24 protein-coding genes and 1 riboswitch are annotated in these 25,899 nt (G+C 57.6%); of the genes, 15 read left to right on the forward strand and 9 right to left on the reverse strand.

Features of this window, described 5'->3' with window-relative positions; translation table 11 throughout:
• Positions 1-50: 50 nt before the first annotated feature.
• The 4 genes from ACSEMK_RS02390 to ACSEMK_RS02405 all read left to right on the forward strand — a co-directional run bounded on the left by ACSEMK_RS02390 (position 51) and on the right by ACSEMK_RS02405 (position 5,621).
• Positions 51-776, forward strand: coding sequence for a histidine utilization repressor (locus tag ACSEMK_RS02390; RefSeq protein WP_087860047.1), 726 nt, complete (start codon positions 51-53; stop codon positions 774-776).
• 142 nt (positions 777-918) lie between these two features.
• Positions 919-2,607 carry a urocanate hydratase gene (gene hutU / locus ACSEMK_RS02395; protein WP_015367623.1) on the forward strand — a complete coding sequence of 563 codons (1,689 nt, stop codon included), beginning with the start codon at positions 919-921 and terminating at the stop codon, positions 2,605-2,607.
• Entirely contained in the window at positions 2,604-4,139 is a 1,536-nt protein-coding gene (hutH, locus tag ACSEMK_RS02400) for a histidine ammonia-lyase (protein WP_430914369.1), read from the forward strand. The genes hutU and hutH overlap by 4 nt, the downstream gene beginning before the upstream one ends.
• 99 nt (positions 4,140-4,238) lie before the next feature.
• Positions 4,239-5,621, forward strand: coding sequence for an amino acid permease (locus ACSEMK_RS02405; RefSeq protein WP_015367620.1), 1,383 nt, complete (start codon positions 4,239-4,241; stop codon positions 5,619-5,621).
• A 513-nt stretch (positions 5,622-6,134) separates the two neighbouring features.
• On the opposite strand, the gene ACSEMK_RS02410 is transcribed toward ACSEMK_RS02405, so the two are convergent.
• Positions 6,135-6,611, reverse strand: coding sequence for a kinase inhibitor (locus ACSEMK_RS02410; protein ID WP_015704792.1), 477 nt, complete (start codon positions 6,609-6,611; stop codon positions 6,135-6,137).
• Positions 6,612-6,681: 70 nt separating this feature from the next.
• Positions 6,682-7,971 (reverse strand): adenosylmethionine--8-amino-7-oxononanoate transaminase, encoded by a 1,290-nt coding sequence (bioA, locus tag ACSEMK_RS02415; RefSeq protein WP_430914947.1) that lies wholly within the window; start codon positions 7,969-7,971, stop codon positions 6,682-6,684.
• Between the two features lie 86 nt (positions 7,972-8,057).
• Here bioA and bioB point away from each other — a divergent pair, with 86 nt between their 5' ends.
• The 5 genes from bioB (at position 8,058) to uvrB (ending at position 14,289) form a co-directional block, all read left to right on the forward strand.
• Positions 8,058-9,098, forward strand: coding sequence for a biotin synthase BioB (gene bioB / locus ACSEMK_RS02420; protein WP_008805734.1), 1,041 nt, complete (start codon positions 8,058-8,060; stop codon positions 9,096-9,098).
• Entirely contained in the window at positions 9,095-10,252 is a 1,158-nt protein-coding gene (gene bioF, locus ACSEMK_RS02425; protein WP_087860043.1) for an 8-amino-7-oxononanoate synthase, read from the forward strand. Before bioB ends, bioF begins: the two co-directional genes overlap by 4 nt.
• Positions 10,236-10,991, forward strand: a complete 756-nt coding sequence (bioC, locus tag ACSEMK_RS02430; RefSeq protein ID WP_430914948.1) for a malonyl-ACP O-methyltransferase BioC — start codon at positions 10,236-10,238, stop codon at positions 10,989-10,991. Before bioF ends, bioC begins: the two co-directional genes overlap by 17 nt.
• Complete coding sequence (bioD, locus tag ACSEMK_RS02435; protein WP_113373895.1) at positions 10,984-11,664, forward strand: dethiobiotin synthase; 681 nt, start codon at positions 10,984-10,986, stop codon at positions 11,662-11,664. The genes bioC and bioD overlap by 8 nt, the downstream gene beginning before the upstream one ends.
• A 609-nt stretch (positions 11,665-12,273) precedes the next feature.
• Positions 12,274-14,289, forward strand: a complete 2,016-nt coding sequence (uvrB, locus tag ACSEMK_RS02440; protein WP_087860040.1) for an excinuclease ABC subunit UvrB — start codon at positions 12,274-12,276, stop codon at positions 14,287-14,289.
• Positions 14,290-14,494: 205 nt separating this feature from the next.
• On the opposite strand, the gene pmrB is transcribed toward uvrB, so the two are convergent.
• The 4 genes from pmrB to yvcK all read right to left on the reverse strand — a co-directional run bounded on the left by pmrB (position 14,495) and on the right by yvcK (position 18,924).
• Positions 14,495-15,592, reverse strand: a complete 1,098-nt coding sequence (gene pmrB, locus ACSEMK_RS02445) for a two-component system sensor histidine kinase PmrB (protein WP_113373896.1) — start codon at positions 15,590-15,592, stop codon at positions 14,495-14,497.
• A gap of 4 nt (positions 15,593-15,596) precedes the next feature.
• Positions 15,597-16,268, reverse strand: coding sequence for a two-component system response regulator PmrA (gene pmrA / locus ACSEMK_RS02450; protein ID WP_032705592.1), 672 nt, complete (start codon positions 16,266-16,268; stop codon positions 15,597-15,599).
• On the reverse strand, positions 16,265-17,908 hold the full coding sequence (eptA, locus tag ACSEMK_RS02455) for a phosphoethanolamine transferase EptA (RefSeq protein ID WP_213317777.1): 1,644 nt from the start codon (positions 17,906-17,908) through the stop codon (positions 16,265-16,267). The genes pmrA and eptA overlap by 4 nt, the downstream gene beginning before the upstream one ends.
• Before the next feature lie 110 nt (positions 17,909-18,018).
• Complete coding sequence (gene yvcK, locus ACSEMK_RS02460) at positions 18,019-18,924, reverse strand: uridine diphosphate-N-acetylglucosamine-binding protein YvcK (RefSeq protein ID WP_087860037.1); 906 nt, start codon at positions 18,922-18,924, stop codon at positions 18,019-18,021.
• A 208-nt stretch (positions 18,925-19,132) separates the two neighbouring features.
• Positions 19,133-19,270, forward strand: a riboswitch (molybdenum cofactor riboswitch).
• Between yvcK and moaA the strand changes: the two genes are divergently transcribed.
• The 6 genes from moaA to ACSEMK_RS02490 all read left to right on the forward strand — a co-directional run bounded on the left by moaA (position 19,258) and on the right by ACSEMK_RS02490 (position 22,719).
• The gene (moaA, locus tag ACSEMK_RS02465) at positions 19,258-20,247 is read left to right on the forward strand and encodes a GTP 3',8-cyclase MoaA (protein WP_087860035.1); all 990 of its coding nucleotides are present in this window, start codon (positions 19,258-19,260) and stop codon (positions 20,245-20,247) included. It overlaps the preceding riboswitch by 13 nt.
• Before the next feature lie 23 nt (positions 20,248-20,270).
• Complete coding sequence (gene moaB / locus ACSEMK_RS02470) at positions 20,271-20,783, forward strand: molybdenum cofactor biosynthesis protein B (RefSeq protein WP_015367606.1); 513 nt, start codon at positions 20,271-20,273, stop codon at positions 20,781-20,783.
• Positions 20,784-20,786: 3 nt separating this feature from the next.
• Positions 20,787-21,275, forward strand: coding sequence for a cyclic pyranopterin monophosphate synthase MoaC (moaC, locus tag ACSEMK_RS02475; RefSeq protein WP_015367605.1), 489 nt, complete (start codon positions 20,787-20,789; stop codon positions 21,273-21,275).
• Complete coding sequence (gene moaD, locus ACSEMK_RS02480; protein WP_015367604.1) at positions 21,268-21,516, forward strand: molybdopterin synthase sulfur carrier subunit; 249 nt, start codon at positions 21,268-21,270, stop codon at positions 21,514-21,516. Before moaC ends, moaD begins: the two co-directional genes overlap by 8 nt.
• 1 nt (position 21,517) lies before the next feature.
• The gene (gene moaE, locus ACSEMK_RS02485) at positions 21,518-21,970 is read left to right on the forward strand and encodes a molybdopterin synthase catalytic subunit MoaE (protein WP_032707649.1); all 453 of its coding nucleotides are present in this window, start codon (positions 21,518-21,520) and stop codon (positions 21,968-21,970) included.
• Positions 21,971-22,014: 44 nt separating this feature from the next.
• A complete protein-coding gene (locus tag ACSEMK_RS02490) occupies positions 22,015-22,719 on the forward strand; it encodes a Bax inhibitor-1/YccA family protein (protein ID WP_015367602.1) in 705 nt (234 codons plus the stop codon).
• Between the two features lie 93 nt (positions 22,720-22,812).
• On the opposite strand, the gene ACSEMK_RS02495 is transcribed toward ACSEMK_RS02490, so the two are convergent.
• The 3 genes from ACSEMK_RS02495 to ACSEMK_RS02505 are packed head-to-tail and all read right to left on the reverse strand — an operon-like array spanning position 22,813 to position 25,777.
• Positions 22,813-23,778, reverse strand: a complete 966-nt coding sequence (locus tag ACSEMK_RS02495; RefSeq protein ID WP_430914949.1) for a lysylphosphatidylglycerol synthase domain-containing protein — start codon at positions 23,776-23,778, stop codon at positions 22,813-22,815.
• Positions 23,775-25,019 carry a cardiolipin synthase ClsB gene (gene clsB, locus ACSEMK_RS02500; RefSeq protein ID WP_015704806.1) on the reverse strand — a complete coding sequence of 415 codons (1,245 nt, stop codon included), beginning with the start codon at positions 25,017-25,019 and terminating at the stop codon, positions 23,775-23,777. The genes ACSEMK_RS02495 and clsB overlap by 4 nt, the downstream gene beginning before the upstream one ends.
• A complete protein-coding gene (locus ACSEMK_RS02505; RefSeq protein WP_087860032.1) occupies positions 25,016-25,777 on the reverse strand; it encodes an endonuclease/exonuclease/phosphatase family protein in 762 nt (253 codons plus the stop codon). The genes clsB and ACSEMK_RS02505 overlap by 4 nt, the downstream gene beginning before the upstream one ends.
• Positions 25,778-25,899 lie beyond the last annotated feature (122 nt).

Below are 25,899 nucleotides of genomic sequence, written 5' to 3' on the forward strand. Positions count from 1 at the left end.
ATTATTTTCGTTTCGCCGCTCCGCTTATTACGCATAAGGAAAGCCAGGCCATGTTTGCACAACAACCTCGTTCCGCGCCCGCGCCTTTCTATGAAAAGGTGAAGCAGGCGATCAGCGAAAAGATCCACCGCGGCGAGTGGCGTCCGCACGACCGAATTCCCTCGGAGGCTGAACTGGTCGCCCAGTTCGGCTTCAGCCGCATGACTATCAACCGCGCGCTGCGTGAGCTGACGGATGAAGGCTTGCTGGTGAGGCTACAGGGCGTCGGTACCTTCGTCGCCGAGCCAAAAGGGCAGTCGGCGCTGTTTGAAGTGCGCAGCATTGCCGATGAGATTGCCTCCCGCCGTCACCAGCACCGCTGCGACGTGCTGCTTTTAGAGGAGACCGAAGCGGATGTTATCCAGGCGGAGGCGCTCAACGTCGCCGAAGGCACGCGTATCTTCCATTCGCTGATGGTGCATTTTGAAAACGAGGTCCCGGTACAAATCGAAGATCGCTGCGTCAATGCCGCGGTGGTGCCGGACTATCTATTACAGGATTACACCGCCACCACGCCGCATGATTATCTATCGCTCATCGCGCCGTTAACCGAAGGCGAACATATTGTCGAGGCGGTGCAGGCAACGTCAGAAGAGTGCGCGCTGCTGCGCATCATGCCGCACGATCCCTGTCTGCTTATTCGCCGCCGAACCTGGTCGACGACGCATATTGTCTCACACGCTCGCCTGCTGTTCCCCGGCGCGCGCTACCGTCTGCAGGGCCATTTCAGCTCGTAATTTCCCCTGGCGTCAGCAAAACGTGATTGCTGACGCAATATAACAAAATTGTATCATTTCTGTTAAATCCTGGCTTGCGTAGAGTTGTATAGACAAGTATATGTATCTACGTACACAACGTTAATTGTCAGGAGAAACCCCGATGTCGCAAAGCAAATATCGCCAGCTGGACGTACGTGCCCCGAGAGGCACGACGCTGACCGCCAAGAGCTGGTTGACCGAAGCGCCGCTGCGTATGTTAATGAATAACCTCGATCCCGATGTCGCCGAAAACCCGCATGAGCTGGTGGTTTATGGCGGTATTGGTCGCGCTGCGCGCAACTGGGAATGCTATGACGCTATCGTGAAGGCGCTGAAAAACCTGGAAAGCGATGAGACCCTGCTGGTGCAGTCCGGTAAACCGGTCGGCGTATTTAAAACGCATGAAAACTCGCCGCGCGTGCTGATCGCTAACTCCAACCTGGTTCCGCACTGGGCTACCTGGGAACACTTCAACGAACTGGATGCCAAAGGGCTGGCGATGTACGGCCAGATGACCGCCGGCAGCTGGATCTACATCGGTAGCCAGGGCATCGTACAGGGCACCTATGAAACCTTCGTCGAAGCCGGTCGCCAGCACTATCAGGGCAGCCTGAAAGGCCGCTGGGTGTTAACCGCCGGTCTGGGCGGCATGGGCGGCGCGCAGCCGCTGGCCGCGACGCTGGCAGGCGCCTGCTCGCTGAACATTGAATGTCAGCAGAGCCGCATCGATTTCCGTCTGCGTACCCGCTACGTGGATGAACAGGCCACTTCTCTGGATGACGCCCTGGCGCGCATCAAAAAATATACCGCCGAAGGCCGCGCTATCTCTATCGCGCTGTGCGGCAACGCCGCGGATATCGTTCCGGAACTGGTGAAACGCGGCGTGCGCCCGGATATGGTCACCGACCAGACCAGCGCCCACGACCCGCTGCATGGCTATCTGCCGAAAGGCTGGAGCTGGGAGGAGTATCAGCAGAAAGCCGAATCCGATCCGCAAGGCACTATCCTGGCGGCGAAACGCTCGATGGCCGACCACGTTCAGGCGATGCTGGCCTTTAATGAAATGGGCGTACCGACCTTCGACTACGGCAACAACATCCGCCAGATGGCGCAGGAAATGGGCGTCAGCAACGCCTTCGATTTCCCGGGCTTCGTGCCGGCGTATATCCGCCCGCTGTTCTGCCGCGGTATCGGCCCGTTCCGTTGGGTAGCGCTGTCCGGCGATCCGCAGGATATCTACAAAACCGACGCGAAAGTGAAAGAGATCATTAAAGATGATAAGCATCTACACCACTGGCTGGATATGGCGCGCGAGCGCATCAGCTTCCAGGGACTGCCGGCGCGTATCTGCTGGGTAGGTCTGGAGTGGCGGCAGAAGCTGGGGCTGGCCTTTAACGAAATGGTGCGTAGCGGCGAAGTCTCCGCGCCGATCGTGATTGGCCGCGATCACCTTGATTCCGGCTCCGTCGCCAGCCCGAACCGCGAAACCGAAGCCATGCGCGACGGCTCGGATGCGGTATCCGACTGGCCGCTGCTCAACGCACTGCTTAACACCGCCAGCGGCGCGACCTGGGTGTCGCTGCACCACGGCGGCGGCGTAGGCATGGGCTTCTCGCAGCACTCCGGGATGGTTATCGTCTGTGATGGTACCGATGAAGCGGCGGCGCGTATCGCTCGCGTCCTGCATAACGACCCGGCGACCGGCGTAATGCGTCATGCCGACGCGGGTTACGATATCGCCATTGAATGCGCGGCGGAACAGGGTCTGAATCTTCCGATGGTTGCGGCAACGCAGGGGAATGCTAAATGAAATCTTTAACGCTAATTCCGGGGCAACTGAGCCTGTCGCAGCTCCGCGACGTTTACAGCCACCCGCTGAACATTACCATTGATAGCAGCGCGTTTGCGGCAATTGATGAGAGCGTGGCCTGCGTTAACGCCATCCTCGCCGAAGGGCGGACCGCCTACGGTATCAACACCGGTTTTGGCCTGCTGGCGCAGACCCGTATCTCGACGGAAGATCTGGAGAACCTGCAGCGTTCGCTGGTGCTATCCCATGCGGCAGGCGTTGGCGAGCCGCTGGACGATGACCTGGCGCGCCTGATTATGGTGCTGAAGATTAACAGCCTGTCCCGCGGTTTCTCCGGGATCCGCCTGAGCGTGATCCAGGCGCTGATTGGTCTGGTCAATGCCGGCGTGACGCCGTGGATCCCGGCGAAAGGTTCCGTCGGCGCCTCCGGCGACCTCGCGCCGCTGGCGCATATGTCGCTGACGCTGCTTGGCGAAGGCAAAGCGCGGGTACGCGGCGGCGAATGGCTGCCGGCGACGGAAGCGTTACGTCAGGCGGGGCTGGAGCCGATTACCCTGGCGGCGAAAGAAGGTCTGGCGCTGCTGAACGGCACCCAGGCGTCGACGGCCTTTGCGCTGCGCGGCCTGTTCGAAGCCGAGGATCTGTTCGCCTCCGCAGTCGTTTGCGGGGCGTTAACCACCGAAGCGGCGCTGGGTTCGCGTCGTCCGTTCGATGCGCGTATTCACGAGGTGCGCGGCCAGCGTGGTCAGATTGATGCGGCGGCGCTGTATCGCCACCTGTTGACCGATGACAGCGCGATTTCGCAGTCGCACCATAACTGCGCCAAGGTGCAGGATCCGTACTCTCTGCGCTGTCAGCCGCAGGTGATGGGCGCCTGCCTGACGCAGATCCGCCAGGCGGCGGAAGTACTGTTAGCCGAAGCGAACGCGGTCTCCGATAACCCGCTGGTCTTTGCCGCCGAAAATGACGTCATCTCCGGCGGTAACTTCCATGCCGAACCGGTAGCGATGGCGGCGGATAATATCGCACTGGCGATCGCGGAAATCGGCTCGCTCTCCGAGCGTCGTATCGCGCTGATGATGGACAGCCATATGTCGCAGCTGCCGCCGTTCCTCGTGAAAAATGGCGGCGTCAACTCCGGCTTTATGATAGCCCAGGTCACGGCGGCGGCTTTAGCCAGTGAAAACAAAGCGCTGTCGCACCCGCATAGCGTTGACAGCCTGCCCACCTCCGCGAACCAGGAAGACCACGTCTCGATGGCGCCGGCTGCCGGTCGTCGCCTGTGGGCGATGGCGGAAAACACCCGCGGGGTGCTGGCAGTTGAGTGGCTGGCGGCGGCGCAGGGGCTGGATATGCGCGAAGGGCTGACCACCAGTCCGCTGCTGGAAGAGGCGCGTCATCTGCTGCGCGAACGCGTGCCGCATTATACCCAAGACCGTTTCTTCGCTCCTGATATTGAAAATGCCACCGAGCTTTTGGCCGCACGTCACCTGACGCGTCTGCTGCCTGCCGTATTGCCTGGCCTGAATTAATCACCGTTGTTCTCTGTACCCGCGTCGGGGGGATGTCATCCCCCCGGCCGTCCTACATCGCATATTTGTCGTCATATAAAAAAACCAGGACACCTGTATATGCAACAACAACACAAACCGCATCTGCTGCGCGGGCTGAATGCCCGACACATTCGTTTTATTGCGCTCGGTTCCGCTATCGGCACCGGGCTGTTCTACGGTTCGGCCTCCGCCATTAAGGCGGCGGGTCCGGCGGTGCTGCTGGCCTATCTGATCGGCGGCGCGGCGGTCTTTATGGTCATGCGCGCGCTGGGTGAAATGGCGGTGCGCAATCCGGTTTCCGGCTCCTTCGGCAGCTACGCTCGCCAGTATCTCGGGCCGCTGGCCGGATTTATTACCGGCTGGACCTACACCTTTGAAATGGTGATCGTGGCGCTGGCCGACGTCACCGCGTTCGGTATCTATATGGGGTTGTGGTATCCCGATGTGCCGCGCTGGATCTGGATCCTCAGCATCATCTTCTTTATTGGCGCGATGAACCTGTGCAACGTGCGGGTGTTCGGCGAGATGGAGTTCTGGCTGTCGCTGATTAAAGTGGTAGCGATTATCGCCATGATGGCGGCGGGCGCGGGGATTATCTTCTTTGGCTTTGGCCATAGTTTCCCGGCCACCGGGCTGGAAAATCTGTGGAGCCACGGCGGCTTTGCGCCAAATGGCTGGCAGGGGATCATCGCTTCGCTTGGCATCGTGATGTTCGCTTTCGGCGGTGTAGAGATTATCGGCGTCACGGCGGCGGAAGCGCAGAACCCGAAGAAGGTCATCCCGCAGGCCATCAACACCATTCCGCTGCGTATTATTCTGTTTTACGTCTGCACCCTGGCGGTGCTGATGGCGATATTCCCGTGGAATAGTTTTGGCGAGCAGGGCAGCCCGTTTGTGCTGATCTTCGATGGCCTCGGGATCCCGGCGGCGGCGACCGTGCTGAATATCATCGTGATTAGCGCCAGTATCTCGGCGATTAACAGCGATATTTTTGGCGCCGGGCGCATGATGTACGGTATGTCGAAAGAGGGGCTGGCGCCGAAGTGCTTCCAGCGGATCGCCAGCAACGGCGTACCCTGGATGACGGTCGTGGTGATGGGCGTGGCGCTGCTGGTGGCGGTGGTGCTTAACTATCTGATGCCGGAACAGGTATTTGTCCTGATTGCCTCGCTGGCGGCGTTCGCCACCGTCTGGGTGTGGCTGATGATCCTGCTCTCTCATTTCTCAATGCGCCGCGGTTTGTCGGCCGAAGAGCGTAGTAAGATCGAATTCCCGATCCCCTTCTGGCCGGTTGGCCCGCTGTTGACGCTACTGTTTATGGGGCTGGTGATCGCTGTGCTGGGAATGGTGGAAGAGACGCGCGTGGCGCTGTTAGCCGGGCTGGTCTGGCTGGGGCTGCTGACGGTGGTGTGGTACGCACGCGTGCGTAAAACCGCGCTGCAGGTAGCCACTGAACAGTAAGGTCAATCTCCCCGGTGGCGCTGCGCTTACCGGGGCTACGTTTGGACCGTAGATACTGTTATCGGTTTGCAACGGTTTTGGTCGGGGAAAACATGTGCTTTGTGTTAATTCCGACACATTGCGCTCCCAATATTTCTTCTGCGTTATGTCCCTCATGGCGCAGGGAGCGCACAGGGGGCGGCCAGTCGCCGCCGCCCCCTGTACCCCCGGGCTCTGGCCGCCAAAATCGCCACTTCGTGGTACCTTCGACTTATCCCTGCAGGCTTCGGGTCGGGCCGAGGCAGCGTCCTTGCAAAACACGGCCCTCAGCCCGCATCCATGCGGGCTGCCCCGGCCTTCCGGGAACGTCTCAGCGATTTTGAGGCCGCCAACAACGGCAGTTTCAGCAAGCATGGTGAATAAATTAAAGGCAGGCCGCACGGACCGTAGGTCGGGTAAGCGCAGCGCCACCCGACAATATACCGGTGCCGCGAGTAGCCCGGATAAGGCGCAAGCCGCTATCCGGGGGGATAATTAACTGAACAGGGCGGTGATGGAAGCGCTGGCGAGCGAATGGAAATGGACATTAAAGCCGACCATCGCGCCGCTCGCCTCGGCATCGACATCAATCTTATCGATATCCAGCGCGTGCACGGTAAAAATGTAGCGGTGGGTTTCACCCTTCGGCGGCGCGGCGCCGCCGTAGCCTGCCTTACCAAAATCGGTGCGGGTCTGAATGGCCTCTTCCGGTAGCTCCGCCTGACCGGAACCGGCCCCCTGCGGCAAAACCCGAGTATCGGCAGGCAGGTTGGCTACCACCCAGTGCCACCAGCCGGAGCCGGTCGGCGCATCCGGGTCGTAGCAGGTAACGACAAAGCTTTTAGTTCCCGCAGGGACGTCGTCCCACATCAGATGCGGCGAAAGATTATCGCCATCGTACCCCATACCGTTGAATACGTGACGATTAGGCAGCTTGCCGCCGTCTTGCAGATCGTGACTGGTCAGTTTCATGCTTCATCCTCGTTGATAATGCGCTGATTAACAAAGAAGTGTAGCCTTCCCGACGGCGCAATTCCGCTGTTTATTCGCTAAAAAATGTTTCTTCCCGTACCGCCGCGTTGACCGCACGGGTCAGGCGAGTCAGCTGTTGTGGGCTGATGACATACGGCGGCATCAGGTAAATCAGCCGGCCAAATGGGCGGATCCACACCCCTTGTTCAACGAAAAAGCGCTGCAGAGCGGCCATGTTGACCGGATGACGGGTTTCAACCACGCCAATCGCGCCCAGTACGCGCACGTCGGCGACCCATTCTGACTCTCGTGCCGGAGCCAGCTCGGCCTTCAGCTGGGCTTCAATCGCCGCCACCTGCTGTTGCCATTCGCCGCTCTCCAGCAGGCGCAGGCTTTCGCTTGCCACCGCACAGGCCAGCGGATTGCCCATAAAGGTGGGGCCGTGCATAAAGCAACCGGCTTCACTATCGCTGATGGTTTCAGCTACCGTTCGGGTGGTTATAGCGGCGGAAAGGGTCATGGTACCGCCGGTCAGCGCTTTACCCAGACACAAAATATCGGCGGAAATGCCAGCGTGTTCACAGGCGAACAGTTTGCCGGTACGGCCAAAGCCGGTGGCAATCTCATCGGCGATCAGCAAAATCCCTTCCCGGTCGCACATTTTACGCACTCGCTTCAACCACTCCGGGTGGTACATGCGCATCCCGCCGGCGCCCTGGACTACCGGTTCGAGGATCACCGCGGCGATTTCGTGGCGATGCGCGGCCATCAGGCGGGCAAACGGCACCATATCCATCTCATCCCACTCGCCATCGAAGCGGCTTTGCGGCGCGGGGGCAAACAGGTTATCCGGCAGGTAGCCCTGCCACAGGCTGTGCATCGAGTTCTGCGGATCGCAGACCGACATCGCGCCGAAGGTGTCACCGTGATAGCCGTTGCGGAAGGTCAGGAAACGACGGCGCGGTTGGCCTTTAGCCTGCCAGTACTGCAGCGCCATTTTCATCGCCACTTCTACCGCCACCGAACCGGAATCGGCGAGGAAAACGCACTCCAGCGATTCCGGCGTCATCGCCACCAGTTGGCGACATAGCGCCACCGCCGACGGATGGGTGATCCCGCCGAACATCACGTGCGACATCTGGTCGATCTGCGCTTTCATCGCCGCATTCAGGCGCGGGTGATTGTAGCCGTGGATCGCCGCCCACCAGGATGACATGCCATCAATCAGCTGTTCGCCGCCGGCGAGGGACAGCTCGCAACCGTGGGCGGAAACCACCGGGTAGACCGGCAGGGGGGAAGTCATAGAGGTGTAGGGGTGCCAGATGTGGCGCCGATCGAAAGCGAGATCGTCCAGTGTCATAAGCGACTTGTAAACCATTTTGAAAACATTTAGGTTTACGAGTATAAACCGAACCGCAAATTAACAAAACCTTTTTGGAGAGGCCAATGGCTCACCACGCACGCTGGACAATGTCGCAAGTTACTGAGTTATTTAATAAACCACTCATCGATCTGCTCTTTGAAGCGCAGCAAATCCACCGTCAGCATTTTGACCCGCGTCAGGTGCAGGTCAGTACGTTGCTGTCGATTAAAACCGGCGCTTGTCCGGAAGACTGTAAATATTGCCCGCAAAGCGCACGCTACAAAACCGGTCTTGAATCCGAGCGCCTGATGGAAGTCGAGCAGGTGCTGGAATCAGCGCGTCAGGCGAAAAACGCCGGCTCGACCCGCTTCTGCATGGGCGCGGCGTGGAAGAATCCCAATGACCGCGATATGCCGTATCTGGAGCAGATGGTCAAAGGCGTGAAGGCGCTTGGGCTAGAGTCGTGCATGACGCTCGGTACCCTTACCGATAGTCAGGCACAGCGCCTGGCCGGCGCGGGGCTTGATTACTACAACCATAACCTCGACACCTCACCGGAATTTTACGGCAACATCATCACCACCCGTACCTATCAGGAACGTCTGGATACGCTGGATAAGGTACGCGATGCCGGGATTAAAGTGTGCTCCGGCGGCATTGTCGGGTTGGGGGAAACCGTGAAAGATCGCGCCGGGCTGCTGCTGCAGTTGGCTAATCTGCCAACGCCGCCGGAAAGCGTGCCAATCAATATGCTGGTGAAGGTTAAGGGTACGCCGCTGGCGGATAACGACGATGTCGACGCCTTCGATTTCATCCGCACGATCGCCATTGCGCGCATCATGATGCCAACCTCCTACGTGCGTCTGTCCGCCGGGCGCGAGCAGATGAACGAGCAGACCCAGGCGATGTGCTTTATGGCCGGGGCTAACTCGATTTTCTATGGCTGCAAGCTGCTGACGACGCCTAACCCGGAAGAAGATAAAGACCTGCAGCTGTTCCGCAAGCTGGGGATCAACCCGCAGCAGACGGCGGTACTGGAAGGTGATAATGAGCAGCAGCAGCGCCTGGAGCAGGCCTTACTCACCCCCGACACTGAGGAATACTACAACGCGGCGGCGCTATGAGCTGGCAGCAACGAATCGATCGGGCGCTGGACGAACGGCGGGCGGCGGATGCTTTCCGCCGCCGCCTGCCGGTAAGCCACGGCGCCGGACGCTGGCTGGAGCGAGAAGGGGAGCGCTGGCTCAACTTCTCCAGTAATGACTACCTGGGCCTGAGCCAGCATGATGCGATTATCGCCGCCTGGCAGCAGGGGGCGGAACGTTATGGCGTCGGTTCTGGCGGATCGGGTCACGTTAGCGGCTATAGTCAGGCACATCGCGAGCTGGAAGAGGAACTTGCCGACTGGCTGGGCTACCCGCGCGCGTTGCTGTTTATCTCCGGCTTTGCCGCGAATCAGGCGTTGATTGCTGCGCTTGCGGAAAAAGACGATCGGATTGTGGCCGATCGCCTGAGCCATGCCTCCCTGCTGGAGGCGGCAAGCCTCAGCCCGGCGCAGCTGCGGCGCTTTATTCACAATGACCCGCAACAGCTTGCTCAACTGCTGGCGAAACCGCTGGACGGCCAGCAGTTAGTCGTTACCGAAGGGATTTTCAGCATGGACGGCGACAGCGCGCCGCTCGCTGATATTCAGGCGGCAGCCCGCAGCGCCGGAGCATTATTTCTGGTTGATGATGCGCATGGAATCGGGGCGATTGGCGATGAAGGGCGAGGAAGCTGTCATACGCAGGCGGTTCGTCCGGAGCTGCTGGTGGTCACCTTCGGCAAGGCGTTTGGGGTGAGCGGCGCGGCGGTACTGTGCAGTGAATCGATGGCCGATTATCTGCTGCAGTTTGCCCGTCATCTCATCTACAGCACCGCGATGCCGCCGGCGCAGGCGGTAGCGTTAAGCGCGGCGTTGCGGATCATTCGTAGCGATGAGGGCCAGCAGCGGCGGGAAATCTTGAGCGCCCGCATCCGTCAGTTCCGCGCAGGAATGGGCGATGTTTCGCTGGGCCTGACCGATTCCCGGAGCGCGATTCAGCCGTTGATCGTCGGCGATAACGCGCGAGCGCTGGCTCTGGCATCCAGCCTACGCGAGGCCGGCTGTTGGGCTACCGCCATTCGTCCGCCGACGGTTCCTGTCGGCGGCGCGCGTCTGCGCCTCACTTTGACCGCCGCTCATCAGGCTGAAGACATTGCGCGTTTACTGGAGGTGCTGCATGGCTACGGTGAATAAGCAGGCGGTGGCCGCGGCGTTTGGTAGGGCGGCCAGCGGCTATACGCAACATGATGAGCTGCAGCGCCACAGCGCCGAATTGCTACTGCGCCAGTTGGCGAAAGGTGATTTCCCCCAGGTGCTGGACGCCGGTTGCGGCCCTGGCAGCATGAGCCGTTACTGGCGCGAAGCAGGAAGCGAAGTTACCGCGCTGGATCTTTCCGCCGGGATGTTGGCGCAGGCGCAACGCAACGGCGCCGCGCAGCATTATCTGCAGGGCGATATCGAAGCGCTGCCGCTGCCGGATGCCTGCTTCGATCTGGCATGGAGCAACCTGGCGGTGCAGTGGTGTGACGATTTGAGCGCGGCAATCGGCGAACTGTGCCGGGTGGTGCGGCCTGGCGGACGGGTGGCGTTCACCACGCTGCTCGCCGGATCGCTACCGGAACTCAATCAAGCGTGGCGGGCAGTCGACGACCATCCCCATGCCAACCGTTTTCTTAGCGAACGGGCGGTAAGGGCGACGCTGAGCGGCCTGCGCGCCGAAGGCGTCGTGCATCAGATTAGCTTACCGTTCGCCGACGCGTTAAGCGCCATGCGCTCGCTAAAGGGGATTGGCGCAACCCACTTACATCAGGGCCGGACGTCTGCGCCGCTTAGCCGCGGTAAGCTGCGCGAACTGCAGCTTGCCTGGCCGCAACAGCAGGGCCAGTGCCCGCTGACGTATCATCTTTTTACAGGAGTCATTGAACGTGACTAAACGTTTCTTCGTCACCGGAACCGATACTGAAGTCGGTAAAACCGTCGCCAGCAGCGCGCTGCTGCAGGCGGCGAATCAGCTGGGATTTAACACCGCAGGCTATAAACCGGTGGCTTCCGGTAGCGACATGACCGCAAATGGGTTACGCAATGAAGATGCGCTGGCCCTGCAGCGCAATAGCCGGGTGGCGCTGCGCTATGAACAGGTTAACCCTTATACCTTTGCCGAGCCGACCTCGCCGCATATTATTAGCGCCGATGAAGGGCGACCAATCGCCGCGACGACGCTTTCCAACGGCTTGCGCGAACTTGAGCGCCTGGCAGACTGGGTGCTGGTGGAAGGGGCGGGCGGCTGGTTTACGCCGCTCTCGGAAACTCTGACCTTCGCCGACTGGGCGCAGCAGGAGCAATTGCCGGTGATTTTAGTGGTTGGCGTCAAACTCGGCTGTATCAATCACGCGATGCTCACCGCCCAGGCGGTACGCGAAGCCGGGCTGCCGCTCGTGGGCTGGATCGCCAACGATATCCAGCCGCCGGGTAAACGCCATCGCGAATATCTGCAAACCTTAACGCGGGTATTGCCAGCGCCGCTGCTGGGGGAAATTCCCTGGCTTGCCGACGCATCGCAGCGTAAGGAACTCGCGCAGTACCTGGATCTGAGCCCACTGCAATAACCCCCATAAGCCTGCGAGACGGCTCTATTTTTTGTTGACAGGACGATGAAATGTGGTCCAGGAAACGCAAAAAATCCAGCCGTCTTTAGCTGATAAATATCAAAAAAAATTCGATAATTTTTTTTAGCCGCGGGCTTTGGTCCGATGAGACTTTTCTGCCGGGTGGCAGACCTCGCGGCCTGCAGACAGTTATCCACTATTCCTGTGGATAACCTTGTGTATTAGAGTTAGAAAACTTGCGGTAAGCTAGAGAGTACGCGGCCTGCGAGCAAATTGGCGCGAAACCCGTCTTTTGGTAAATTATGTTTTATTTCAGTTAGTTAAATAAAAGCAATGGCTGTCAGAAAAGTGTCACCGGCTGCCATAAAAGATTCATTACCTTGCTTGACAAATGTTAAATGATAAATGTTTCTGGGGATAACCACACAGGCTGGTGGATTATTCCGCAAAGCGCGCATTTTACGCCCGCCCTCAGAGGACAACGCGTCCGTTTACCGCCATACAATAATGCGATACTGTTTTTATATCCAGTATTATTTATTGGCAAAAGTCAAACTGAAGGGTAGAATTAAACACCTGCTGGCCAATCCCATCTTCAGGTCCTGAAATATGAGCAAACCGTTCAAGCTGCACTCCGCATTCCGTCCTTCCGGCGATCAGCCCGAAGCCATCCGCCGCCTGGAAGAGGGGCTGGAAGATGGCCTTGCGCATCAGACCCTGCTTGGGGTAACCGGTTCGGGGAAAACCTTCACCATCGCCAACGTTATCGCTGATTTACAGCGCCCGACGATGGTGCTGGCGCCGAACAAAACCCTGGCGGCGCAGCTGTATGGCGAGATGAAAGAGTTCTTTCCCGAGAATGCGGTGGAGTATTTTGTCTCCTACTACGATTATTACCAGCCTGAAGCCTACGTTCCGAGCTCGGATACCTTTATCGAAAAAGACGCCTCGGTGAACGAACACATTGAACAGATGCGTCTGTCGGCCACCAAAGCGCTGCTCGAACGGCGCGACGTTGTGGTGGTGGCTTCGGTTTCCGCCATCTACGGTCTTGGCGATCCGGATCTGTATCTGAAGATGATGCTACACCTGACCACCGGCATGCTGATTGACCAGCGGGCGATCCTGCGTCGGCTGGCGGAACTGCAATACACCCGCAACGATCAGGCCTTCCAGCGCGGCACTTTCCGCGTGCGCGGCGAGGTTATCGATGTTTTCCCGGCGGAATCCGATGATATCGCGCTGCGTATTGAACTGTTTGACGAAGAGGTCGAACGGCTATCGCTGTTTGATCCGCTGACCGGCCACGTGGAATCGTCCATTCCACGCTATACCATCTATCCGAAGACCCACTACGTTACGCCGCGTGAGCGTATCGTTCAGGCAATGGAAGAGATCAAAGACGAGCTCGCTGACCGCCGCAAGGTACTGCTGGCGAACAACAAACTGCTTGAAGAGCAGCGGCTGAGCCAGCGCACTCAGTTCGACCTCGAAATGATGAACGAGCTGGGATACTGCTCGGGAATTGAGAACTACTCGCGCTTTCTCTCCGGCCGCGGACCGGGCGAGCCGCCGCCGACGCTGTTCGACTACCTGCCGGCGGATGGTCTGCTGGTTATCGATGAATCGCACGTGACTATCCCGCAAATCGGCGGTATGTACCGCGGCGACCGGGCGCGTAAAGAGACGCTGGTGGAATATGGCTTCCGCCTGCCGTCGGCGCTGGATAACCGGCCGATGAAGTTCGAAGAGTTTGAAGCGCTGGCGCCGCAGACTATCTACGTTTCGGCGACGCCGGGCGCCTATGAGCTGGAAAAATCCGGCGATGAGGTGGTAGATCAGGTCGTCCGCCCAACCGGGCTGCTGGATCCGGTCATCGAGGTGCGGCCGGTGGCGACGCAGGTCGACGATCTGTTATCTGAAATCCGTACCCGTGCGGCGATTAATGAGCGCGTACTGGTGACGACGCTGACCAAACGCATGGCGGAAGATTTAACCGAATATCTGGAAGAGCATGGCGAGCGGGTGCGCTATCTGCACTCAGATATCGATACCGTCGAGCGCATGGAAATTATTCGCGATTTGCGTCTTGGCGAGTTCGACGTGCTGGTGGGTATCAACCTGCTGCGTGAAGGGCTGGATATGCCGGAAGTATCGCTGGTGGCGATACTTGATGCCGATAAAGAGGGTTTCCTGCGTTCCGAGCGATCGCTTATCCAGACCATCGGCCGCGCGGCGCGTAACGTGAACGGCAAGGCGATCCTTTACGGTGATAAAATTACGCCATCGATGGCGAAGGCGATCGGTGAAACCGAACGCCGCCGCGAGAAGCAGCAGCGTTATAACGAAGAGCACGGTATTGTGCCGCAGGGGCTGAATAAGAAAGTGGTCGATATTCTGGCGCTGGGTCAGAACATCGCGAAGACCAAAACCAAAGGCCGCGGCAAAGCCCGTTCTCCGGTGGAAGCCGATAGCGTCGAACTGACGCCGAAAGCGCTGCAGCAGAAGATCCACGAGCTGGAAGGGCAAATGATGCAGCACGCGCAGAACCTTGAGTTTGAGGAAGCGGCACAGATTCGCGATCAATTGCATCAGCTACGCGAACTGTTTATTGCGGCATCGTGAGGGCGATACGGGGAACGGTTAAAAAATGACGGCAATGCGTAATTTGCAATTGCCGTCACGCTATTTTCTTAGGATCTTAATGTTGGCTTAATTTTCTTCAGCCAAACTATCCTCAGTTTAATGAGGATAGCGCCATGCAAAAACTGACCAACCGTGAATATCTGGCCATTGCGACCGCCTTTGTGATTGTGGTCGCCTTCTTACATCAATGGGTATTAACCTTCTGACGCGAACTGCGTGGGAACAGCACCCAGGCGCGGACGCCCGGTCCGGGTTGACGGTTATGTAAAAAGAATTGCGCATCGTGCAGTTGAGCGATGCGGGTGACAATGCTTAAACCGAGGCCTATTCCACCATAGCGGCTATCCATACGGACAAACGCTTTACTCAGTTCACCGCTCTTGGCCTCATCAATGCCCGGCCCTTCATCTTCAACTGCCAGAATCGGCGTATTTCCCGGTTTTACCGAAATCTTAATCTTCGACCCCACGGGGCTATAGCGGTGCGCATTCTCCACCAGATTGCGTAAAATCACCCGCGCTAACGTCGCATCCCCGGAAATGAGATCCTCGCCGGCGCCGCTTTCTATCTCCAGCGTCTGCTGGCGCGCTTCGAGCATTGTTTTCAGCTCATCCTGCAGAGGCTCCACCACATCTTCGTGCAAATGCACCTGCTGGTAACTCCCGGCGGAAAACGACTGCCCGACGCGCGCCAGTTGTAGCAACTGCGAAATGCTGTTGGTCATCTGATCGAGGCGTTGAATTAACGGATCAACGCTGACGCCGTGAACCTTCGCCAGCAGTTCCAGATGCAGGCGCAGCCCGGCAAGAGGGGTACGCAGTTCGTGGGCGACGTCGGCGGTAAACAGACGCTCGCGATCGAGCGTCAGGGTCAGCCGCGACACCAGTTGGTTAATCGCCATGGTTACCGCGGTTACTTCCGGCACCGACTCCTGCAGAATAATGGGTTGCAGATTATCCGGCGTCCGGCTTTCCAGCTCGCTCTGCAGATTTGATAGCGGACGGGTGATTTTCTTCACCGCCACCAGGCTGATATACAGCGCCAGACCGATGATCAGCAGGCTGGGCACCAGCAGGCTGGCGACCGCCTCGCGTACCTCATGCTCGACGTGCCTTTGATTGTTATGACCCTCAATGGCGCTGGCAACCAGCAGCTGGATTTGCTCTTTGCTTTCATGCCATAGCCAAAATACGCTGATCAGCTGGCAGACCACCAGAATCGCGCCGATGGTCAGCAGCAGGCGGTGGCGCATGGTCCAGGTTTCGGTCGCAAACAGTGCCATAGCGTTATTCTGACTCCGTATTATTCACCAGCATGTAACCAAAGCCGCGGACGGTGCGGATCCGCGCTTTACCAATTTTGTCGCGCAGATTATGGATATGCACTTCGAGGGTATTGGTGGCCGGTTCGTTATCCCAGCTGTAGATATCATTGTAGAGAATTTCGCGATGCACCGGGCTGCCGGCCTTCATCATCAGGCGCGAGAGCAGGGCATACTCTTTTGGCGTCAGCTCCAGCGATTCGCCGGCCAGCCACACCTGACGGCGGGTAACATTAAGGCGCAGGTTGCCGACGGTCAGCTCATTATCGCCCTGATTATTATGGCGACGCAGCAGCGCGCGAATACGGGCGTTGAGCTCTTCAAGCGCGAAAGGTTTCACCAGGTAATCGTCAGCGCCGGTATCCAGCCCGCTGATGCGGTCGCCCACGGTATCGCGAGCGGTGAGGATGAGCACCGGCTGGGTGAATTTCTCCCGGCGCATACGCGCCAGGAAATGCAGACCGTCTTCATCCGGCAGGCCCAGGTCGAGCACCACCAGACTGTAATGGTTGCTGGCTAACGACAGCGCGGCTTCGTGCGCGGTGGCGACGCCATCGCAGACGTAGCCTTCGCTTTGCATGGCCAGGATTAACCCTTGTAACAGGAGCGCATCGTCTTCAATGACTAAGATTTTCATCTGCCGGTCTCTCTACATGGCGTTAAAAGGTCGTCTTTTGCCTGATACTCGCGGGTGTCTACCCCGAGCAGGCCAAGCAGGGTAGAGAACAGATTATCTTGAGAATAATCGTTCGTCTTAGCCTGTTGTTGCAAACACTGGCTGGATACGCCATAGCGTTGCTGATAATCCGGCGACAGCCACAGCAGCATCGGCACGTGTTTTTGCGTGTCCGGCGCTATGGAGTACGGCAGACCATGTAAATACACGCCGTCTTCACCCAGCGATTCGCCGTGGTCAGACAAATACACCAGACTGGTGGTAAATTTATCCTGTTTTGATTGCAGCAATTTTATCGCTTTATCAACTACATAGTCGACATACAAAATGGTGTTGTCGTAGGTATTGGTCAACTGTTGTTGCGTACAACTTTGGATTTCATTGGTATCGCATGTCGGAGTGAATTTTTTGAATTCAGCCGGATAGCGGTTGTAGTAGGTTGGGCCATGGCTACCAATGGTGTGCAGAACGATAATGCCATCCTGCTGTAAATTATCGATATAGCTATCCAGATTATGGAACAGCACGTCATCGTAGCACTCGCCATCAATGCACTGGCCGCTGAGGTTCAGGTTGGTGACGTTTTGGTGCGGCACGCGGTCGCAGGCGCCTTTACAGCCGCCATCGTTGTCGTTCCACAGCACCTGCACACCGGCGCGTTGCAGAATATCCAGAACGCCTTCCTGATGGTGCGCCAGTTCTTCATCGTAATGCGCGCGCGGCATATTGGAGAACATGCAGGGGACGGAAACCGCGGTTGCGGTGCCGCAGGAGGTGGTTTTCGGGAAGTACACCACATCGTCCTGCTTCAGGCGCGGGTTAGTCTCGCGATCGTAGCCGCCCAGCGAGAAATTCTCGGCGCGTGAGGTTTCTCCAAGCACCACGATGGTCAGATTTTTACGCGCGCCGTTATGCATCACCGCTTTCTGTTTGGCATCTTCGCCAATCTTCACCAGCGGCAGGTTATCCATCCGATTATGCGCATACCATGAGTTCAGCGCCACAATGCTGTTGGATGGACTCAATGATTTCACCAGCTCTTTATTGTTACGGAATACCGACGCGTAATCTTTGTAGAACAGCGCCGCCACCAGCACAATGAGCAGCGCTGAAACGGCGATATTGAGCAGGCGCATCGCCGCGCCGCGCCAGAAAGAGGCCGGTTTGCGAATTTTAATCCACCAGGCGACCAGAACCATCAATATCCCGGAGAGACCCAGCACGATGACCATTTTCGTCGACAGCAGGGCAAAACTTTCCGCAGGCGTCGTATCGAAGATATTAGCGATCATCGAACGGTCAATCACCACGCCGAAGGTCCAGATAAAGTACTGCGCCGAGGCGCTCAGCAGAATAAACAGGCTGATGACCACCCGGTCGAGTTTTAAGAACGAGGCGAGGGTGGTGATGATGTTCATCACGCAAATTGCCACGATCGGCATGCTGAGGAAAACCAGCCAGTTATGGAGATTGTTTACCGGCAGTAGCGGGAAAACCTGGCGATAAAAGGCCAGGTTAAGAAAGATACCGATATAGCAAGCAAAGAGAATCAAATAAGCCGTGCGGCCGAGTACCGGCCGACGTAAAGAAATAAACGACATAACGAATACCCGTAGTAGGAGATGCTCGTTATGTTGACAGCGTTATTTTAAGACAACCTTAAGATTTTAATCTGAGGCGTCATCTTGTTTAAAAGGGTGCCGGTTGAGGATTAACCTAATGCCTGAATAGCGTGTTCCAGCGCCTGGCGCAGCAGCACGCGGTCATGACGATAGGTGACATCGCTGGCGTCCAGCGCGGTCTGAATCACCAGTCGTTCTTCCATACCCTTAACATCGGCTTTCGGCCCGACGATGGCGGCATCAATCACTTTTTTGCCGACGTAATGTTCCAGAATAGTCATTCTGTCCGCCAGCGTCAGATTGGCGGCTGGGCTATGTTCCTTGCCCAGGTTATCGATAAACACCATGGGCGCCGGGGTCCGCCGCAGCGCCTGGGCCATTTCGTCGAGCAGTAAAATCGGCAGCAGGCTGGTGTAGAAGCTCCCTGGCCCAATCAGGATCAGATCGGCCTCAGCGATGGCCTCAACCGCTTCGCGAGTCGCCGGCACCGGTGGGCTGAGCATCAGTTCCTGAGGAACGTGATCCAACTGATCGATATTCACTTCGCCATACACTTCATGGCCTTCATGATCGAGCGCCACCAGATCGACCGGTTGTTCCGACATCGGAATCAGGAAAGCATCTACTTTAAGCAGATTTCTGATCAAATTGATGGCCTCTAAAGGCCGTACACTCAGGTGATCCAGCGCCTTTAACATCAAATTTCCGAGGTTATGTCCGGAAAGCTCGCCATTACCGCCAAAACGATATTCAAACATCGCGGAAGCGACGCTGGGTTCGGCGATTAATTGATTAATGCAGTTGCGCATATCACCCCAGGCGATCCCACCTTCCGAGCGGCGAATTCGCCCCGTTGATCCGCCGTTATCGGTGGTGGTCACGATGCCGGTCAGGCGTGAGCCGAGCGACGAGAGCGACGACATCACCCGCCCCAGACCGTGGCCCCCGCCAAGAGCGACAACGCGGTCCAGATCGGCGAAAGTGCGATTGCGCATACGAATTCCTTCTGTTCAATGTTCGGGTTTAGCGTATCCGATCTACCCCTAAAAGATAATGGCCGGTTTCCCTCAAACTGACCGATATCAATGTTAAAGTGTGATTTTTGGCTATTCTGTACTGAAAATGCAAGATATTAGCGATATATAGATGATTATATAGCGAAAATGAAAATGGCGAAACCATCGTGAAAGCGCTACTATCGGCATAACCCACTAACACTCTAGCCTTAGTACCTGTGTCGCAAGATATGGTGCTCTGGCCGCGGCAGCCGCGCTGTCGCCAGGGCGTGGAAAGAAATGACCACGCCTCCCGTACTTGGAAAGGTGTATATGGCCTCACAGCTTACTGATGCATTTGCGCGTAAGTTTTATTACTTGCGCCTGTCGATTACCGACGTGTGTAACTTTCGTTGCACCTACTGCCTGCCGGACGGCTACAAGCCCGGCGCCGTGACCAACAAGGGCTTTCTTAGCGTAGACGAAGTGCGACGCGTCACGCGCGCATTTTCCGCCCTGGGCACGGAAAAAGTCCGCCTCACCGGCGGCGAACCCTCTTTACGTCGCGACTTTACCGAGATTATTGCCGCCGTGCGTGAAAACAGCGCGATTCGTCAGATTGCGGTGACCACCAACGGTTATCGTCTGGCGCGCGATGTCGAACGCTGGCGCGATGCCGGGCTGACGGCGATTAACGTCAGCGTTGATAGCCTCGACGCTCGCCAGTTCCATGCCATCACCGGGCAGGATAAGTTCCAGCAGGTGATGGACGGCATTGACGCTGCGTTTGCCGCCGGCTTTGAAAAGGTAAAGGTCAACACCGTGCTGATGCGTGATGTCAACCATCACCAGCTCGATACCTTCCTCGCGTGGATCAAACCACGTCATATTCAACTGCGTTTTATTGAGTTAATGGAAACCGGCGAAGGCAGCGATCTGTTCCGCCGCCACCATATCTCCGGCATGGTGCTGCGTGATGAACTGCTGCGCCGCGGCTGGATCCATCAGATCCGTCAGCGAAGCGATGGCCCGGCACAGGTCTTTTGCCATCCGGATTACGCCGGCGAAATCGGCTTGATCATGCCGTATGAAAAAGACTTCTGCGCCACCTGTAACCGACTTCGCGTCTCATCCGTTGGCAAACTGCACCTGTGTCTGTTTGGCGAAGGCGGCGTAGACCTGCGCGACCTGATGGCCGAGGACGAGCAGCAGGCCGAGCTGGAAGCGCGGATAGCCGAAGCCTTAACCCATAAAAAGCAGACCCATTTCCTGCACCAGGGCAACACCGGTATTACGCAGAACCTGTCGTATATTGGCGGATAATCGTTTTCGAAAGGAGCATTCAGATGAGCCAGGCAAGCGCTGAGTTTATCCCGACCCGTATTGCTATTCTTACCGTTTCCAACCGTCGCGGCGAAGAGGACGATACCTCCGGCCACTGGCTGCGCGATGCGCTGCACGAAGCGGGACATACCCTCGTCGATAAGGCGATTGTGAAAGAGAACCGCTACGCGATTCGCGCCCAGGTCTCGGCGTGGATTGCCAGCGATGAGGTGCAGGTGGTGCTGATCACCGGTGGCACCGGTTTTACCGACGGCGATCAGGCGCCGGAGGCGCTGTTGCCGCTGTTTGATCGCGAGGTCGAAGGTTTTGGCGAAGTGTTCCGTATGCTTTCGTTTGAAGAGATTGGTACCTCGACGCTGCAGTCCCGCGCCGTTGCCGGCGTTGCCAACCGCACGTTGATTTTCGCCATGCCGGGTTCGACCAAGGCCTGCGCCACCGCGTGGGAAAATATTATCGCGCCGCAGCTGGATGCGCGCACTCGCCCGTGCAACTTCATTCCTCATCTAAAGAAATAGTTTATGTCACAACTGACCCACATTAACGCCGCGGGCGAAGCCCACATGGTTGACGTCTCCGGCAAAGCGGAAACGGTGCGTGAGGCGCGCGCTGAGGCTTACGTCGAAATGCAGGCCGCAACGCTTGCGATGATTATCGACGGCAGCCACCATAAAGGCGATGTATTCGCCACCGCGCGTATCGCCGGTATTCAGGCTGCGAAACGTACCTGGGAGCTGATCCCGCTGTGTCATCCGCTGATGCTCAGCAAAGTAGAAGTGAACCTGCAGGCGCAGCCGGAACATAACCGCGTGCGCATTGAGTCACTCTGCCGCCTGACCGGTAAAACCGGCGTAGAAATGGAAGCGCTGACCGCGGCCTCGGTTGCCGCGCTGACCATCTACGATATGTGTAAAGCGGTACAAAAAGATATGGTGATTGGTCCGGTACGTCTGCTGGCGAAAAGCGGCGGCAAGTCCGGCGATTTTAAGGTGGAGGAAGCCCATGATTAACGTCCTGTTTTTTGCCCAGGTGCGCGAACTGGTTGGCACCGATACCCTGACACTCGACGCCAGCGAATTGCCGACCGTTGAAGCCGTGCGTCAGCAGCTTGCCGCGCGCGGAGACCGCTGGGCGCTGGCGCTGGAAGAAGGAAAATTGCTGGCGGCAGTCAACCAGACGCTGACCTCGTTTGACCATCCGGTCGCGAGCGGCGACGAAGTGGCGTTTTTCCCGCCGGTCACCGGGGGCTAAGATGACGCAGACTCGTATCGTGGTTAGCCCGGCGCGCTTTTGCGTCGGCGATGAGTATCCGTGGCTGGCCGAGCGCGATGAAGACGGCGCGGTGGTCACCTTCACCGGCAAAGTGCGTAATCACAATCTCGGCGACAGCGTGAAAGCGCTGACGCTGGAGCACTATCCTGGCATGACCGAGAAATCGCTGGCGGAAATCGTCGAACAGGCGCGGGAGCGTTGGCCGCTTGGCCGGGTGACGGTTATCCATCGCATTGGCGAAATGTGGCCGGGCGAAGAGATTGTTTTTGTTGGCGTGACCAGCGCCCACCGCGGCAGCGCCTTCGCCGCCGGCGAGTTCATTATGGATTACCTGAAAACCCGCGCGCCGTTCTGGAAACGCGAGGCGACGCCGGAAGGCGAACGCTGGGTCGATGCCCGCGATAGCGATCACCAGGCGGCAGAGCGCTGGTAGTGTGATACGCTTATTGAGAGAAACTTGTTAATCAGGAGATAGTCATGGACAGATTCCCTCGTTCCGATTCCATTGTTCAGAGCCGCAGCGGCCTGCAGACCTATATGGCGCAGGTTTACGGCTGGATGACGGTCGGGTTGTTGTTAACCGCGTTTATCGCGTGGTTTGCGGCGAATACCCCGGCGGTCATGATGTTCGTCTTTTCAAGCAAAATCACTTTCTTCGGGCTGATCATCGCCCAACTGGCGCTGGTGTTTGTGCTCTCGGGGATGGTGCAGCGCTTAAGCGCGGGTATGGCAACGACGCTATTTATGCTTTATTCGGCGCTGACCGGGCTAACGTTAGCGAGCATTTTTATCGTTTATACCTATTCGTCTATCGCCAGCACTTTTGTGGTCACCGGCGGGATGTTCGGCGCGATGAGCCTGTATGGTTACACCACCAAGCGCGATCTGAGCGGCTTCGGCAGCATGCTGTTTATGGGGCTGATTGGTATCGTGCTGGCGTCGTTGGTTAACCTGTGGCTGAAGAGCGAAGCGCTGATGTGGGCGGTAACCTACATTGGGGTGCTGGTGTTCGTCGGCCTGACCGCCTACGACACCCAGAAGCTGAAAAACATCGGCGAGCAGATTGATACCCGCGATAGCGCCACGCTGCGTAAATACTCGATTCTCGGCGCTTTAACGCTGTATCTGGACTTTATCAACCTGTTCCTGATGCTGCTGCGTATCTTCGGCAACCGCCGTTAATCTTATCCCGGATAGCGGCGCGATGCGCCTTATCCGGGCTACCAATCCAGGCAATCCGCAAAAATGTCGCCCGGTAAGCGCAACCGGGCCGTTTCATCCGCGGGCCAGCTTGCGCTCGTTTTTCTGCCGCAGCTTTTTCGCCCGACTCTCCAGTACCAGATAGGCGACGGTCGCCAGCAGCAACGGCAGAAAATAGTACAGCGCGCGCCACGCCAGCAGAGCGGCAATTATCGCCCCCTTCGAAATCGACTCGCCGGAGAGCATGGCGATAAACACCGCCTCCAGCACGCCAATTCCGGCGGGAATATGAACGATCACGCCGGCGATACTGCTCACCAGCAACACGCCCAGCACCAGAAAATAGTTAATCTCGCAGCCCAGGAGCAGCCAGATAATCGCCCCCATCACCATCCAGTTCGCCGCGGAAATCCCTATCTGTAGTAGAGCGAAACGAAAAGAGGGCAGCACCAGCCGCTGCCCCTTAATCGTCATGTGGCGGCGTTTAGCGAAGGCGCAAGCGAAAAGATAGAGCAGGGTAAAAAGCAGCAGAACGCCGCCAATAATACGTAACGTAGTTTGACTGATGTACCAGTGCGGCGGCAGCGTCACCAGATTCGCGGTGAATATGACGCCGCCCAGCAGAATATAGCCCAGCCAGTTGGTGGTAATGCTAAGCGAGAAAATACGGGTAATGGTGCTGCCGTTCAGCCCTAGCCGCGAGTATAGCCGATAGCGCATTCCGATCCCGCCAACCCAGGTGCTCAGCGTCAGGTTAAAGGCGTAGCAGATAAACGATACCAGCATCACCTGTTTTTTTGCCAGCTTATGGCCGCACCAGGCGCGCCCGAGCAGATCGTAGCAGCCATAAATCAGGTAGCTGACGATAACCAACCCAACGGCGCTAAATAGCGCCAGACGATCGTAGCCGCGGATGACCTTCCATACATCCTGCCAGTCGACCTTTTGCGCGTAAATCACCAGCAATACGATGACGGCGATAAAAAAGAGCGCGGTCAGCACTCTTTTCGCCATCCGCCAGCGGGGATGCGATTTGCTCATAGCGGATTGTCTCTGGTTTGCGTTTCTACCCGATCCTGGGTTTCAATTTCCGGCTGCACCGGCGGGCTGACCCTGGCTAACTGCGGGGTATGCGCCGGCAGCCAACCGACCCAGGCTGGGAAGTGCCGCAGAAAGTGGAACGCCAGCACGCTGACGCCGAGCCGCCACCAGTTACGTTTTGGCAGCATGGATTTATCTATCTGCTGGCAGTCCCTGGCGATAAGGCCGTTGAGGTTATCACGCAGGGTCTGATTGAACTCGCGGTCGTGGATAATCAGATTGGCCTCCAGATTCAGCGACAGACTCAGCGGGTCGAGGTTACTGGAACCGACGGTGGCCCAGTGGTCGTCCGCCAGCGCTACCTTGCCATGCAGCGGACGTCGGCGGTATTCATACACCTGAACGCCGCCTTTAATCAGGTAGTGGTACAGCAGATGGGCGCCAAACTTAACAATCGGAATATCCGGCTCGCCCTGGACAATCAGCTTGACCCGTACGCCGCGCCGGGCGGCATTGCGCATGGCGTGCAGCAGACGGTAGCCGGGAAAGAAATAGGCGTTGGCGATGATGACCTCGCGGCGGGCGCTGGTCAGCATCTTCAGATAGTGCCGTTCAATATCGTCGCGGTGTTCGTGATTATCGCGCCAGATAAATAGCGCCTGCGCTTCGCCAGGGGTTTGGTTAATTTCCGGCTGATGGCGACGGCGACGCCACCAGCGGCGGGCTGCCTCGCTGGTGGGCAGGTTCTCCAGCTCGAATTGGAGAATATCGAGCACCACCGGCCCCTCAACCTGCACGGCATAATCCTGTTTCGCCTCCGGACCGTAATCGCTCATGTGCTCGGCAGAGTAGTTGATGCCGCCGACAAACGCCGTTGTGTCGTCAATCACCACGATTTTTCGATGCATGCGGCGGAATAAATTGGTACGCATACCCATTAGCCGCGGGCGCGGATCGTAGTAGCGGAAGACCACGCCAGCGGCGGTGAGTTCGCCAACAAACTCATCGCTGAGATCAGGCGAGCCGTAGCCGTCGAGCAGTACTTCCACCTGAATACCGCGGCGGGCGGCTTTCAGCAGCACCGCATGCAGGCGCCAGCCCACCTCATCTTCAAACCAGATAAAGGATTCAAGGATCACCTTGCGCTGCGCGCGGCCAATGGCGGCGAATAACGCCGGATAATACTGGTCGCCATTCTCCAGTAGGGTAATACGATTGCCTTCCTGCCAGCGACATTTCACAGATGTATCTCCACGCTCAGGGGCGCATGATCGGACAGATGCCGCCAGTGTTTAAGCGCCAGCGCTTTCGGATGGCTGGCATGAGCATTCTTAACGTAAATACGATCGAGTCGTAGCAGCGGGAAAGCGACCGGAAAGGTGCGTAGCGGCCGCCCGCGGGCGCGGGTAAAAATCTCCTCAAGCCCTGCCTGCGCTTTTAATGGCTGATTAGCCTGCTGGCGCCAGTCGTTGAAGTCGCCAGCTACTACCACCGGATCGTCTGCCGGTAGCGTGTTGACCCATTCCGCCAGCATCGTTAGCTGTGCCTGCCGCTGGTGCGTGCGAAGACCGAGATGCACGCAGATGACGTGGATCGTCACGCCGCTGTGCGGAGGTACGATGCGACAGTAAAGCAGGCCTCGTTTTTCGCCATTGCCGACCGAAATATCGCGATTTTCATAGTATTCAATGGGAAAGCGCGACAGCACGGCATTGCCGTGATGACCCTCGGGGTAGACCGCGTTGCGCCCGTAGGCGTAATCGCTCCACATGGTGTCGGCAAGAAACTCGTAATGGGTGGTATCAGGCCAGTTTTCGATATGCAAAGGGTGCACTTCGTGCGCGCCCATCACTTCCTGTAGGCAAACTATGTCGGCGCTGACGCTGCGAACGGCCTCGCGCAGTTCGGGCAAAATAAAACGCCGATTAAACGCCGTAAAGCCTTTATGAGTGTTAATTGTCAGCACGTTCACCGAAATTCGCGACGTTGGCTCAGCCATAATTCTCCAGTTAATGTCACTTTCCTGAATAAAATAGTGTAGTAGACGTCACAAAAAGATGCGGTGATACGGAATTTTCCGTAAAGTGCGGTACTCTGAGTAGCAGAGAAAAATCCTTCAGG

Origin of the sequence: Klebsiella sp. K-3, assembly GCF_051207495.1 — a bacterium.
In the GTDB taxonomy this organism is placed as follows: domain Bacteria; phylum Pseudomonadota; class Gammaproteobacteria; order Enterobacterales; family Enterobacteriaceae; genus Klebsiella; species Klebsiella aerogenes.